A 12,930-nucleotide genomic window follows, 5' to 3' on the forward strand; every position below is an offset into this window, starting at 1 on the left:
CCGCCTCAGTCTGTGGTCGCCAGCGCCGGCGTCGGTACTGGTGCTGGTTTGGGCCGATGGAATAGCCGCTCAAGCCACAAGTATATGACTGGAGTGGTGAACAGCGTCAGCGCCTGGCTCACCAGCAAGCCGCCCACGACCGCGATCCCCAAGGGTTGGCGCAGTTCGGCACCGGTGCCGTAGCCGAGCATCAATGGCAGCGCACCGAGCAGGGCGGCGAGGGTGGTCATGATGATCGGCCGGAACCGCGTGATACAGGCCTGGTAGATCGCCTCTTCCGGTGGCAAGCCACCTTTGCGCTGGGCTTCGAGCGCGAAGTCGATCATCAGGATGCCGTTCTTCTTCACGATCCCGATCAGCAACACCAGCCCGATCAGCGCCATGATCGAAAAGTCCTGCCCGCAAATCCACAGCATGATCACCGCGCCGAGCCCGGCGGAGGGCAGCGTCGAGATGATGGTCAACGGGTGGACGAAGCTCTCGTACAGCACGCCGAGAATGATGTACACCGCCACCAGCGCCGCCAGGATCAACCACGGTTGGCTGGCCAGCGAACTCTGGAACGCCTGGGCCGCTCCCTGGAAGTTACCGCTCATGGCCGCCGGCATGCCAATTTCAGCCTTGGCCTGGTTGAGCATGATCACCGCATCGCCCAACGCCACACCGGGCGCCAGGTTGAACGACAGGTTGGCGGCCGGGAACATGCCGTCATGGGCGATGGACAGCGGACCCACGGTCGGCGCATCGAATTTCGCCAGCGCCGACAGCGGCACCATTTCCCCGCTCAGGGGCGAGCGCAGGTAGAAATAGTTGAGGCTTTCAGCCTTGCCACGCTGCTTGGTGTCCAGTTCCAGAATCACGTTGTACTGGTTGATCTGAGTCTGGAATTCGTTGATCTGGCGCTGACCGAAAGCGTCGTACAGTGCTTCATCGACATCGCTGGCGGTCAGGCCGAAACGCGCGGCAGCGCTGCGGTCGATGCTGATGTGGGTGATGCTGCCGCCCAGTTGCAGGTCGTTGGAAATGTCACGGAACGCCGGGTTACTGCGCAGTTTTTCCGTAAGGCGCTGGGTCCAGGTGCTGAGGACTGCACCGTCATTGCTCTTGAGTACGTATTGGTACTGGGCGCGGCTTGGGCCGGAGCTGAGGTTGATGTCTTGCCCGGCGCGCAGGTACAGCACGATACCCGGGACCTTCATCAGTTGCGGACGAATCCGGTCGATGAATTGGCTGGCTGACACGTCGCGGTCGCCGCGCTTTTTCAGGGAGATCCAGAAGCGACCGTTGGCGATGGTCTGGTTGCTGCCCGAGACGCCCACCGAGTGGGAAAACGCCGCGACCGCTGGATCCGCAGCGACGATTTCGGCCATCGCCAGGTGTTTTTTCACCATATCGCCGTAGGAAATATCGGCGGCGGCTTCGGTGGTGCCGAGGACAAAACCGGTGTCCTGCACCGGGAAGAATCCCTTGGGGATAAAGATGTAACCGGCAATCGCCAGGCCCAGAGACAGGCAGAACACACCGATCATCAGCTTTTGGTGGGCGAGGGCGCGGCGTAGAAGTTTTTCATAGCCTGCCAGCAAGCGTTCGCCGAACGTGGGTTTGCTGTGGGCGTGATGCACGGGCGCACGCATGAACAGCGCGGCCAGGGTCGGCGCCAACGTCAGCGACACCACCACCGAAATCATGATGGTCGAAGTCGCAGTCAGGGCGAATTCCTTGAACAGCCGCCCGACCACACCGCCCATGAACAGCAGCGGAATGAATGCCGCCACCAGCGAAAAACTGATCGAGACCACAGTAAAACCAATCTCGCCGGCACCCTTGATCGCCGCCTCGCGCATGCCGTCGCCGGCTTCCAGGTGACGGTGAATGTTCTCCACCACCACAATCGCATCGTCGACCACAAACCCCACGGCTACCACGATGGCCACCAGCGTCAGGTTGTTCAGGCTGAAGCCCATGATGTACATCAGGGCAAAACTGGCGGTCAGCGACACGCCCAGCACGGCGGAGACAATCATCGTCGCCGACCATTGGCGCAGGAACAGCGCCATCACCGCCACCACCAGCATGATCGCGATCAGCAGGGTGATTTCCACTTCATGCAGCGAAGCGCGGATGGTCTGGGTGCGGTCGACCAGCACCTTGACCTGCACCGAGGCTGGCAGCATGGCTTCGAGGCCGGGCAGGGCGGCCTGAATTCGGTCCACGGTTTCGACGATGTTGGCGCCCGGTTGCCGGGAAATCACCAGGTTCACCCCCGGCTTATCACCGGCCCAAGCTTGCACGTAGGCATCTTCCGAGCCGTTGACGACTTTGGCCACATCCTTGAGGTGAACCGGGGCGCCGTCCTTGTAGGAAACGATGAGCTGGCTGTATTCCTCGGGGTGGAACAACTGGTCGTTGGTCGACAGGGTCGAGATGCTCGACTCACCGTATAACGCACCTTTGGCCAGGTTGAGGCTGGTCTGCTGGATCTCCAGGCGAATGTCTGCCAGGGTCAGGCCGATGGCCGCGAGTTTGTCGGCCGAGGCCTGTACGCGAATCGCCGGACGCTGCTGACCGGTGATGTTGATTTGGCCTACGCCGTCGATCTGACTGATCTGACGGGCGAGCAAGGTTTCCACCAAGTCGCTGAGTTCGGTGCCGGGCATCTGGGTTGAGTTGACGCTGAGGATCAGCACCGGGCTGTCGGCCGGGTTGACCTTCCTCCAGGTCGGCAGGGTCGGCATGTCCTTGGGCAGTTTGCCGGCGGCGGTGTTGATGGCTGCCTGGACTTCCTGAGCGGCGGTATCGATGCTTTTGTCGAGGGTGAATTGCAGGGTCAGGTTGGTCGAGCCCAGAGCGCTGCTCGAGGTCATTTGGGTCACGCCCGGGATGGCGCTGAATTGCACTTCAAGCGGCGTGGCCACCGACGACGCCATGGTTTCCGGGCTGGCGCCGGGCAATTGCGCGGCGACCTGGATGGTGGGGAATTCGGCTTCCGGCAACGGCGCGATCGGCAGCTTCGGGAAGGCGATGACACCGAGCAGCACCAGCGCGAAGGTCATCAGGATCGTCGCGACCGGATGATCGATGCACCAGGCAGAGATCGAGCCATGGCCCTTCATGGTTTCGGCTCCGATTGGACCACTTGCGCCGGGTCGGTCAGTACCTGGACGGTCGAACCCGGTTTGAGCCGTGACTGGCCGTCGCTGACCAATATGTCGCCAGGCTTCACGCCTTTGATGATGTCCTGACCGCTGCCCTGGTAGACCATCTGCACTTGCACGGTCTCGACCTTGTCGCCGTTGACCCGGTAGACGAAATGTTGATCGAGCCCGCGTTGTACGACAGTGGGCGGCACCACCAGCGCATCTTTATCCAGGGCTGTCTGAATTTTTACCGTCACCAGCAGGCCCGGCCAGAGTTTCTGCCCGGGGTTGTCGAATTCAGCCTTGGCGCGGATGGTCCCGGTGTTGGCGTTGATCTGGTTGTCGATCAGGGTCAAATGACCCTCGCCGAGCAGATTGCCGGTTTCGCCGTCAGTGTCGGCACCGATGTAGGCTTTCACTTGTGCGCGTTGTGGGTCGCCGATCAGGCCCTGCAGGGTCGGCAGCATTTGCTGTGGCAGGGAGAACTCCACGGCGATCGGGTCGATCTGGGTCACCGTGAATAGCCCTTGGGCGTCGGTCATGCGCAGGAAGTTGCCTTCATCCACCGTGCGAATACCGACGCGGCCGGTGACCGGAGAGCGAATCTGTGTGTAGGAAAGCTGCACCTGAGCGGCGTCGATCGACGCTTGGTTGCCTTGGGCGGTGGCTTTGAGTTGATTGACCAAGGCTTGTTGCTGGTCGTAGGTCTGCTTGGAAACGCCGTCATCGACGCTCAGCAATTTGTAGCGTTTGAGGTTGACCAGTGCGACTTGCAGTTGCGCCTGGCTTTCCCCGAGTTGCGCCCGGGCCTGGTCGAGGCTGGCGCGGATCGAGCGGTCGTCGATGGTGGCCAGCAGGTCGCCTTTGTTCACCCGTTGGCCTTCCTTGACCAGCAATTTGGTGAGGATGCCGTCGATCTGCGGGCGCACCACAACGCTGTGCAAGGACAGCACCGAGCCGATGCCGCTGACGTAGCGGGGGACGTCTTTTTCGGTGACGCTGACGACCCGCACGGGGATGGCGGTAGGGGCGGCGAGTTTTGTCGTGACGGGTTTGGTGGCGTACCACAGGCCCAGCGCTGCCAGAACGATCAGAAGGGCTGCGAGCAGGGCGGGTTTTTTCTGAATTCGCATGCGAGTGGGGCGCCGGGGCTGGGTGGTCGGAGTTTTTTCAGGTTTATACCTTCCTTTATAAACCTGTTCGCCGGTCAGGAAGGTGACGGGTAACTGACGGCGCTGTCAGTTTGGGCTTTGCGGTTTCGGGCTGATGCCTTGTACATATCCATTTCTGCGGTAACGGCCACTTAGGGTTTCACCCTTACGGCGTGTCACTTTGGCAACCGCCTGTTTGTACCGGACACATGGTGGACACATGTTCGGAGACATGGTGGACACTTTTCAAAGCCGCTTACCTGATACAACGGTCTGCAAATTCAGCGGCTGGGCGGGAGATCCCCGTTACTTGTCGCTTGTTGCTTGCCGCTTGAAGCTTGCGGCGCTTCATCCAGTTATACTGCCGCCTTTCGTGGCTCGCTGTCCGGGCCCGACTCTTTGTGCATCACCCGGAGCTTTCATGACTTCCCCGACACAACCGCCGGTTGCCGACGCTTTGAGCGACGACCAGGCAGACCTGCCAGACAGCGTCGACTCCAGCGCAGACAGCGAAACCAAAGCCGCCATCCCGGCGTTCAAGTTCCCGTTCAAGCCGGGCGACCTGGCCGCAGCGAAGAACGCCAGCCAGCCTTGGTACAAGAACGGCGCCAAGAACGGCCATACCAAGACTCCGGGCGCAGCGCCTCCCGGCACCCGCCGGTCGATGGGTAAGCGCTGAGCTTCAAACTCTGCGGTGCCTGATCTATCGCCTTCGCGAGCAGGCTCGCTCCCACAGTTGATCTCCATAGCACACAGATTTTGTGTATGACGAAGATCCATTGTGGGAGCGAGCCTGCTCGCGAAGGGGCCATATCAGGCAATACAACTTCTGAATCAAGCCGCCCGCAACGAAATAAACGCATAGTTCACGGGTGTATCTGTCGCCACGTGCGCACCCGCCGCCTGCACTTGCCCGGCAATGTCCTCACCCGACACATGAAACAGCCAATCAGCGTGTGATTCAGCCAGCGGCTGCGCCGCAACCTGATCGATGACCATCGAAAACGCGGTCATATCCGGCAGATAAGCGGTAAAGCCATCGCCCTTCAGCGCTGTAGTCCGAATTCCTAGCAACGCACAAATCGCATCCTTGGTCCGAACGTCATCGCGATCAGCCTGACGGGAGCGCTGGATTAATCCGGCCAGTTCCTGAGCCACCAATTCACCACCCACAATCAGATCCAGTCCCTTTTCCCACGACTCGGGCGGACATTCCTTCACCGCAGTGTTCAGGGGAATGTGCGGATTGATTTCCATCGGGTAGATGCGGCACACCAGCGGCCGACGTTCGTAGATGCGGCAGAGGTTGTCTTCGTCAAGATTCCGGCAAGGACCGACGTTGTAGGCGGCAAAGGTGATGGCTATGTACGCCTCGGATGCGCCGCTTCGAACCATCACCGAACGGCGTTCGGCGTGCTCGCGTTGCTGCATGGGCAGGCCCAGGCCATTGCCCAGGAAACCTTCCACCAGCACGATCACCTGACCGCCATCGGCCGCCCACATCCGGGCTTCGCTCAGGGTCAGGGGCACGTGGTGGTCGTTGCAGCATTTGCCACAACCTACGCAGGAAAACGTCGTATTCATTGAGCGGCCAGTCGCCTATGAGGGCATGAAACGGCGACAGAATGCCGCCGCAAAGGCCACTGTCGAAGCAAGTTATGCGCCAGTCACTGCGCCTTGGCGGCTGGGCGGATGGAGTCCCATTCGGTGACATAAGCGGTTTTGCTTTTCTTGTTGTAAAGGCACAGCTCGGTGCCTTGCTGGCCTTTCATGTGTTTTTGCGGGTATTGGCCTTGTAACAGAAGTGCGGTGTAGCCAACCCGGTCATCAAACTGTGCGGCGTTGCCGACAGGTTTGGCATTCTTCAGGCCGCTGGCCTTGGTGCAACTGGCGAGCACGGCTTTGTCGTACGCGGCCCAGGCGTCGGGGCTCGAGGCGTGGGCCTGGGTGGCCAGGGCGCTGAGGCAGAGGAAGGTCAGGGTTGAGGCTTTCATATTCTGGCATCCGTGGGCGGGTATTGACCTAGGTCTGAGTCTGTCAGGCCGGAACCGGTTCCCGGCGGACCACACGCATCCCGGCGCTTTCATACAAACGCTGCGCCCGAAGGTTGCCCTCAAGCACCTTCAAATCTACAAAACCTTCGCGTCGTTCCTGGAACACTTTGAAAGCTTGTGCCAGCAATGCGCGGCCTAGCCCGAGGCCCTGAGCTCGTGGATGCACCACCAGGTTTTTGATGTAGGCACTTGTCCAGCACTGGCAAACACCCACAATACCTTCGGCATCCAGAGCGATGAAGCACAGGGTCGGGTCGTATTCCGGATCGGTTTCAAAACGCTGTTGCCAGACGTCCAGTGCCGGCACGCGACCGCCACCTTGCTGATAACCCAGTTCCATCAAACGATGAACAGCTTCTGCCAGATCGGGGCGGTATTCGCTGAGGACGATTCCCTGAGGCCAAGTGATCGCAGGCACACCTTCAGCGAGGTTGCGCCGCATTAGAAAGCAGAAGTCCTTGCTCAAGCCTCAATGACCTTGTTCAGCGACAGCCTTGGCTGCTTCGATCAGGCACTTGGTCAATTCTGGAGAGGAGAACTTGGTCAGCACCGCGTTCGCGCCGGCAAGACGGGCCTTTTCGCTGTTCATCGCGCTGTCCAAAGAGGTGTGCAGCAGCACATAGAGGTGCGAGAAATCCGGGGTTTCACGCAAGGTGCGGGTGAAGGCGTAGCCGTCCATTTCCGACATTTCGATGTCCGAGACGATCAGGTTGATTTGCTGGGCCGTGCCTTGCAGGTCCAGCAGGCAGTCGATGGCTTCCTTGGCACTGCGGGCGGTGTGGCATTGCAGGCCGAGGTTGCGCAGGGTGTGAACCGATTGCTGCAACGCAACCTGGCTGTCGTCGACCACCAGAATTCGCGCGTTACCGAGTACTTCGGCGTCTTCCATGCTCAGTTCGGTCGGGGCCATTTCGATCTGCGCTGGGGCGATGCCATGGATCACTTTTTCGATGTCCAGCACCTGTACCAACGTGCCGTCGACCGAGGTCACGCCAGTGATGTACGACCGCACGCCGCCAGAGCCAAAGGGCGGCGGACGGATGTCGGTAGTCAGGCAGTGGACGATCTTGCTCACCGCTTGAACGTGCAAACCCTGCTTGGAGCGGCTGACATCGGTGACGATCAGGCAACCACCGTTAGGGTCTTCCAGCGGCCGTTCACCGATGGCACGGCTGAGGTCGATCACCGACAACGACGCACCGCGCAGGGTGGCGATGCCTTTGACGTGGGGATGCGACTCCGGCAGTTTGGTCAGCGGCGGGCAGGGAATGATTTCACTGACTTTCAGCAGGTTGATCGCCATCAGCTTGCCGCTGCGCAAGGTAAACAGCAGAAGCGAAAGTGAGTCTGCGCGGGCTTTGTTTGAAGACATAAAAACCTTCTGTGGAAAAAGGTGATGGGCGATCGCGGGATCGCCAACAGCTATCGATGCCGGGTTATCGACTTGTTGCGGGCAGGCTTTAGGTTAAATACCCGGTATCGCCGACCAACGCGAACTTTGTAGCAGCTGCCGAAGGCTGCGTTCGAGGGCGAAGTCCTCGCTGAACCGGGCAATGCGTTGTATCGGAGGCACCGCGTTTACCGGTTTACGACTGCTGCGCAGTCGAACGCAGCCTTCGGCAGCTGCAAGGGGTCGCGTTATTTCATTCCCAAGCGTTTGGCCATCCTTCCAAGATTCGCCCGATCCAAGCCTAGCTCACGTGCCGCACTCGCCCAATTGTTATGGTGCCGTTCCAGACAGGCGTTGATCAGTCGACGCTGATAATCCTCGGTCGCCACCCGCAAGTCTCCCGAGACCAAAGCAGCAGGGCTGACAGGGGCTGGCTCGGCTGCCGGCTCAACACTGCCATTGGGCAAATCCAGATCCGCCGCACTCAAGCTGAGAATCTTCGGCCGTTCCTTGCAATTACCGAGCGCCTTCAAGGCACTGCGGCCAATCAAGTGCTCCAGTTCCCGCACATTTCCCGGCCATGTATACGCCAGCAATGCAGCCTGGGCGTCGCTGTTCAGGCGCAGGCTGTTGAGGCCCATGCGAGAGCGGTTCTGCTCCAGGAAATAGCCGCTGAGCAGCAACACATCCCGACCACGATCACGCAGTGCTGGCACCAACAATGGATAAACGCTCAGTCGGTGATAGAAGTCGGCACGGTAGCGGCCGCTGCGCACTTCCTCCGCCAGATCGCGGTTGGTCGCGGCGATCAGTCGTACGTCGACCTGATGCTCTTTATCCGAACCCAACCGCTGCAATTGACCGCTTTGCAGAACTCGCAGCAATTTGGCCTGGACGGTCAGGGACAGCTCACCGACTTCATCGAGAAACAGCGTACCGCCATTGGCCAGTTCGAACTTGCCGCGCCGATCGTTCATTGCGCCGGTGAAGGCACCGCGGACATGGCCGAACAATTCGCTCTCCACCAGCGTGTCCGGCAGTGCTGCGCAGTTGAGGCTGATGATCGGCTTGTCGGCCCGGGGCGATGCGGCGTGGATGGCTTGGGCTACCAGTTCCTTGCCGACCCCGGTTTCACCGGTGATCAGCACAGTAAGATCGCTGCCGCCCACCAGATTGATTTCTTCCACCAGCCGTTTGTGGGCCTTGCTCTGACCAATCATCTCGCGGTTCTGCTGGCCGCTGGCTTGTCGGTAAACCTCGGCACGCTGATGTTCGTCTTCGACACGATTGGCCAGGCGTTCGATGCGCTCGGCGGCGTTGACCGTGGCGGCGGCCAGGCTGGCGAAGGCTTCCAGGGCGTCCAGTTCGATCGGTTCGAAGCGCTCCGGATCGAGTGCGTCGAGGGTCAGCAAGCCCCACGGACGTTCGTCGATAAACAGCGGGCAACCCATGCAGTCATGGACTTCCAGATGATCGTCGAGGCCATCGACCAGGCCGTCGTAAGGGTCGGGCAATTCGCTGTCGGCGGCGAAGCGAGTCGGGCCGGGGCTGCTGAGCAAGGCTTCGAAACGTGGGTGTTCGCTGACTTTGAAGCGTCGGCCGAGGGTGTCGGTGCTCAACCCGTCGACGGCCAGCGGCACCAGCCATTCGCCATCGAGGCGCAGCAGGGCGGCGGCATCGCAGGGGAGCAGGGCACGCATGGCTTCGAGCAAGCGCCGATAACGCTCGCCTTCAGGGAGTTCGCGGGACAGGTCGGAGACCAGTGGCAGCAGGGCGGTAAGCAGGGATTTTGCAGTCATAGTGACTCCATGTAGTCGGTATGACTATAAAACAGTCTGTGTCGATATGACTATTAAGAATTCAAGTTATTGATTTATAGCGTTTTAATTTGTGGCACGGAAACTGATAAGCATAAGGCAATCAGTTGGCACCCCAAGTAGATCAGGAGTCTCCTTTATGCTTAGCGTTCAAGACCGTGCAATCGTCAAATCCACCGTGCCCTTGCTGGAAAGCGGTGGCGAAGCATTGATCACTCATTTCTACCGCATGATGCTCTCCGAGTACCCGGAAGTCCGCCCGCTGTTCAACCAGGCTCACCAGGCCAGCGGTGATCAGCCGCGTGCCCTGGCGAACGGTGTCTTGATGTATGCGCGGCACATCGACCAACTCGACCAGTTGGGCGACCTGGTGGCCAAGATCATCAATAAGCACGTGGCCCTGCAAATTCTCCCGGAACACTACCCGATTGTCGGCTCCTGCCTGCTGCGAGCTATCTCCGAAGTGCTGGGCGACGAGATTGCCACCCCTGAAGTGATGGCCGCCTGGGGGGCTGCCTACGGTCAATTGGCCGACATCCTGATCGGCGCCGAAACCAGCATCTACGACCAGAAGGAGCAGGCACCGGGCGGCTGGCGCGGGGCGCGGGAATTCATCGTGGTGGCCAAGATCGAGGAGAGTGCGGAAATCATCTCGTTCTACTTCGAACCGGCTGACAAAGGCCCGATTCTGGCGGCAGAGCCAGGCCAATACATCGGCATGAAACTGATCCTCGATGGCGAAGAGATTCGTCGTAACTACTCGCTGTCGGCCTTGGCGAACAAGGGTCAGTACCGCATCAGCGTCAAGCGTGAAACCGGTGGCCGCGCCTCTAACCATTTGCACGATCAACTGCATGTGGGTGCCAGCATCCAACTGTTCCCGCCATCGGGCGAATTCACCCTGACCGAAAGCGACAAACCATTGGTGTTGATCAGCGGCGGCGTCGGTATCACTCCGACGCTGGCGATGCTCGAAGCGGCGCTGGCGACCGAGCGGCCGGTGCACTTTATTCACTGCGCACGCAACGGTAGCGTTCACGCCTTCCGCGACTGGATCGATGGCTTGGCCGAGCGTCACCCGCAACTCAAACGCTTCTATTGCTACGACGAAGATGATGGCGTAAGCCCGGCGGCGCACAAGGTTGGCCTGTTAAGCCAGGAGCAACTGGGCGAGTGGTTGCCGCAACAGCGCGATCTGGACGCGTACTTCCTCGGGCCTAAAGGCTTCATGGCGGCGATCAAGCGCCACCTCAAAGCCTTGGGTGTACCGGAAAAGCAAAGCCGTTACGAATTCTTCGGGCCGGCTTCGGCGCTGGAGTAACCGCTTATCTCGTAGGAGCACGGCTTGCCGGCGAAAGCGATCTTGCGGACGCCTTCGCCGGCAAGCCGTGCTCCTACGAGTGCGTGTCGGTCTTTCAGCCCTTCAATTCCTTCAAATGTTTGTACACCGTCGCCCGGCCCATGTTCAGCACGTTCGCCACATAGTTGGAGGCGCTTTTACCTTTGAAGGCGCCTTCGGCGTGCAGTGCCAGCACCAGTTCGCGTTTATGGTCGCGGGTCAGCAGGTTCAGGCTCAGCTGACGTTCGCGCAGCCAGGCGTGGAGGAAGGTGTTGATCCGCTCCTGCCAATCATCGCGAAACAGGGAGTCCGGTTGCGGAATCAACTTGCTCGGTGACAGGAACAGATCCAAAGCGGCCTTGGCATTTTCGAACAGCGAAATATTCAGATTGATGCACAGCACCGCCAGCGGATGACCTTCGTTGTCGCGCAGCACGCTGCTCAGGCTGCGAATCTTCTGGCCATCCCAATTGAGCTTTTCGTACGGCCCGATGTTTCGTTCGCTGATCTCTTCACTGAGCATGTCCTCCAGCGCCGAGTCGTCACCGACTTCCCGTTTGGACAGGTTGTTGGCGATATAGTCGACCTTCTGTGTGCGCAGATCGTGCAGCACCACCTCGGCGTGAGGAAAGAACAACGTGGCGATGGCATCGGCGATCGCTCGGAAGTTGTCCAGCGGCGAGCTCTTCAATGGAGAGTCATCAAGGGCCGGATCTTGTTCTTGGGCGTTCATAAAATGGAGCTCCAGGCAGCATCAGCGCCCCGTCAAAAAAGGGCGCTGGAAGTTTGCCGCAATCGTGTCGACACGTCACCTGAGTCTGAACGTCAGCCCAGCCGCGCGGGGGAGAGCATCTCGGTGTTCAGACCGAAGCGAGTCAGTTGCTCGGGCAAGGCTTCACCGCGCACCAGTGCTGCGCTGGCCTGGCCCATGGCCGGCGAGGTCTGGATGCCATAACCGCCTTGTGCCGCTACCCAGAATAGCCCCGGTACCTGCGGATCGAAACCGGACAGCAAGTCACCGTCGCTGACGAAACTGCGCAAGCCGGCCCAGGTGCGGGTCGGACGGCGGATGGTCAGGGTGGTGGCTTCTTCGATCTGGTAGATGCCCATCGCGATGTCCAGCTCTTCGGGCTGCACGTCGTGCGGTTCTACCGGGTCGGCGTTGGCTGGCGAGCCGAGGAACATCCCCGCGTCGGGCTTCATGTAGAAGGATTCGTCGAGGCTGACCAGCATTGGCCAATGATGGATGTCCACGCCCTCGGGGCCGGCGAAGATGAACGCTGCGCGCCGCTTGGGTTGCAGGCCCAGAGGTTTGGCACCGGCCAGCTCACCGATTTTGTCGGCCCAGGCGCCTGCCGCGTTGATGATGATCGGGGCGCTGAAGGTCTGACCGTTGGTTTGCACGTGCCACACACCTTCGGCGTCACGGGTCAGGCTCAGGACTTCGTTGTCGGTATGAACTTCGCCTTTATTGCGTCGGATACCGCGCAGGTAACCCTGGTGCAAGGCATCGGTGTCGATGTCGCTGGCGGTCGGATCGTAAATCGCGCCATGGACTTTTTCCCGGCGCAGGATCGGCAAGCGTACGCAGGCCTCGTCGACGCTGAGTAGCTGCATTTCCGGCACGGTGGTTTTGGCGCTCAGGTATTGATGGTTCAGTTCGGCCGGGTCGCCGGTGAAGTCCACGGTCATCTCGCCACGCGGGGTCAGCAGCGGGTGTTCGCAGAAACCGGATGGCGGCGCGTCGAAGAAATCACGGCTGGCCTGGGTCAGCGCCCGAACTTGAGGCGTACCGTATGCGGCGGTAAACAGTGCGGCCGAACGTCCGGTGGAGTGGTAGGCCGGATGGGATTCGCGTTCGAGCACGATTACTCGGGCGTGCTGCGACAGCCAGAAACCGGTGGAAGCGCCGGCAATCCCGCCGCCGATGATGATGAAATCTGCCTGGCTCATGAACGTCTCCTGATGGGGCGCAAATGCCAATGTTTTCGATGGCCCCCTGTAGGAGCTGTCGAGTGAAACGAGGCTGCGATCTTTTGATC

The 12,930-nt window shown here is 60.2% G+C and carries 11 protein-coding genes; 2 read left to right on the forward strand and 9 right to left on the reverse strand.

Annotated features, from left to right (window positions below):
- Window positions 1-5: 5 nt before the first annotated feature.
- Both ACYZT5_RS30090 and ACYZT5_RS30095 read right to left on the reverse strand, forming a co-directional pair.
- The gene (locus ACYZT5_RS30090) at window positions 6-3,113 is read right to left on the reverse strand and encodes a multidrug efflux RND transporter permease subunit (RefSeq protein WP_462048568.1); all 3,108 of its coding nucleotides are present in this window, start codon (window positions 3,111-3,113) and stop codon (window positions 6-8) included.
- Window positions 3,110-4,270: an efflux RND transporter periplasmic adaptor subunit gene (locus ACYZT5_RS30095; protein WP_462048569.1), complete on the reverse strand. Its 1,161-nt coding sequence runs from the start codon at window positions 4,268-4,270 to the stop codon at window positions 3,110-3,112. The genes ACYZT5_RS30090 and ACYZT5_RS30095 overlap by 4 nt, the downstream gene beginning before the upstream one ends.
- Window positions 4,271-4,709: 439 nt before the next feature.
- Here ACYZT5_RS30095 and ACYZT5_RS30100 point away from each other — a divergent pair, with 439 nt between their 5' ends.
- Window positions 4,710-4,967 (forward strand): hypothetical protein, encoded by a 258-nt coding sequence (locus ACYZT5_RS30100; RefSeq protein WP_007943495.1) that lies wholly within the window; start codon window positions 4,710-4,712, stop codon window positions 4,965-4,967.
- Window positions 4,968-5,122: 155 nt separating this feature from the next.
- Here ACYZT5_RS30100 and ACYZT5_RS30105 read toward each other — a convergent pair whose 3' ends face one another.
- The 5 genes from ACYZT5_RS30105 to norR all read right to left on the reverse strand — a co-directional run bounded on the left by ACYZT5_RS30105 (window position 5,123) and on the right by norR (window position 9,531).
- A complete protein-coding gene (locus ACYZT5_RS30105; protein ID WP_462048570.1) occupies window positions 5,123-5,872 on the reverse strand; it encodes a YkgJ family cysteine cluster protein in 750 nt (249 codons plus the stop codon).
- 83 nt (window positions 5,873-5,955) lie between these two features.
- On the reverse strand, window positions 5,956-6,282 hold the full coding sequence (locus tag ACYZT5_RS30110; protein ID WP_462048571.1) for a hypothetical protein: 327 nt from the start codon (window positions 6,280-6,282) through the stop codon (window positions 5,956-5,958).
- 43 nt (window positions 6,283-6,325) lie between these two features.
- A complete protein-coding gene (locus ACYZT5_RS30115; protein ID WP_462048572.1) occupies window positions 6,326-6,784 on the reverse strand; it encodes a GNAT family N-acetyltransferase in 459 nt (152 codons plus the stop codon).
- Between the two features lie 27 nt (window positions 6,785-6,811).
- Window positions 6,812-7,714 (reverse strand): chemotaxis protein CheV, encoded by a 903-nt coding sequence (locus tag ACYZT5_RS30120; protein WP_223488608.1) that lies wholly within the window; start codon window positions 7,712-7,714, stop codon window positions 6,812-6,814.
- 266 nt (window positions 7,715-7,980) lie between these two features.
- Complete coding sequence (norR, locus tag ACYZT5_RS30125; protein WP_462048573.1) at window positions 7,981-9,531, reverse strand: nitric oxide reductase transcriptional regulator NorR; 1,551 nt, start codon at window positions 9,529-9,531, stop codon at window positions 7,981-7,983.
- A 157-nt stretch (window positions 9,532-9,688) separates the two neighbouring features.
- Here norR and hmpA point away from each other — a divergent pair, with 157 nt between their 5' ends.
- A complete protein-coding gene (gene hmpA, locus ACYZT5_RS30130; protein ID WP_462048574.1) occupies window positions 9,689-10,870 on the forward strand; it encodes an NO-inducible flavohemoprotein in 1,182 nt (393 codons plus the stop codon).
- 94 nt (window positions 10,871-10,964) lie between these two features.
- Here hmpA and ACYZT5_RS30135 read toward each other — a convergent pair whose 3' ends face one another.
- Together ACYZT5_RS30135 and ACYZT5_RS30140 are read right to left on the reverse strand one after the other, a co-directional pair.
- Window positions 10,965-11,621 (reverse strand): helix-turn-helix transcriptional regulator, encoded by a 657-nt coding sequence (locus ACYZT5_RS30135; protein WP_462048575.1) that lies wholly within the window; start codon window positions 11,619-11,621, stop codon window positions 10,965-10,967.
- 92 nt (window positions 11,622-11,713) lie between these two features.
- Window positions 11,714-12,841, reverse strand: coding sequence for an NAD(P)/FAD-dependent oxidoreductase (locus tag ACYZT5_RS30140; protein WP_462048576.1), 1,128 nt, complete (start codon window positions 12,839-12,841; stop codon window positions 11,714-11,716).
- Between the last annotated feature and the right edge of the window lie 89 nt (window positions 12,842-12,930).

This window comes from Pseudomonas sp. LB3P14 (genome assembly GCF_054898045.1).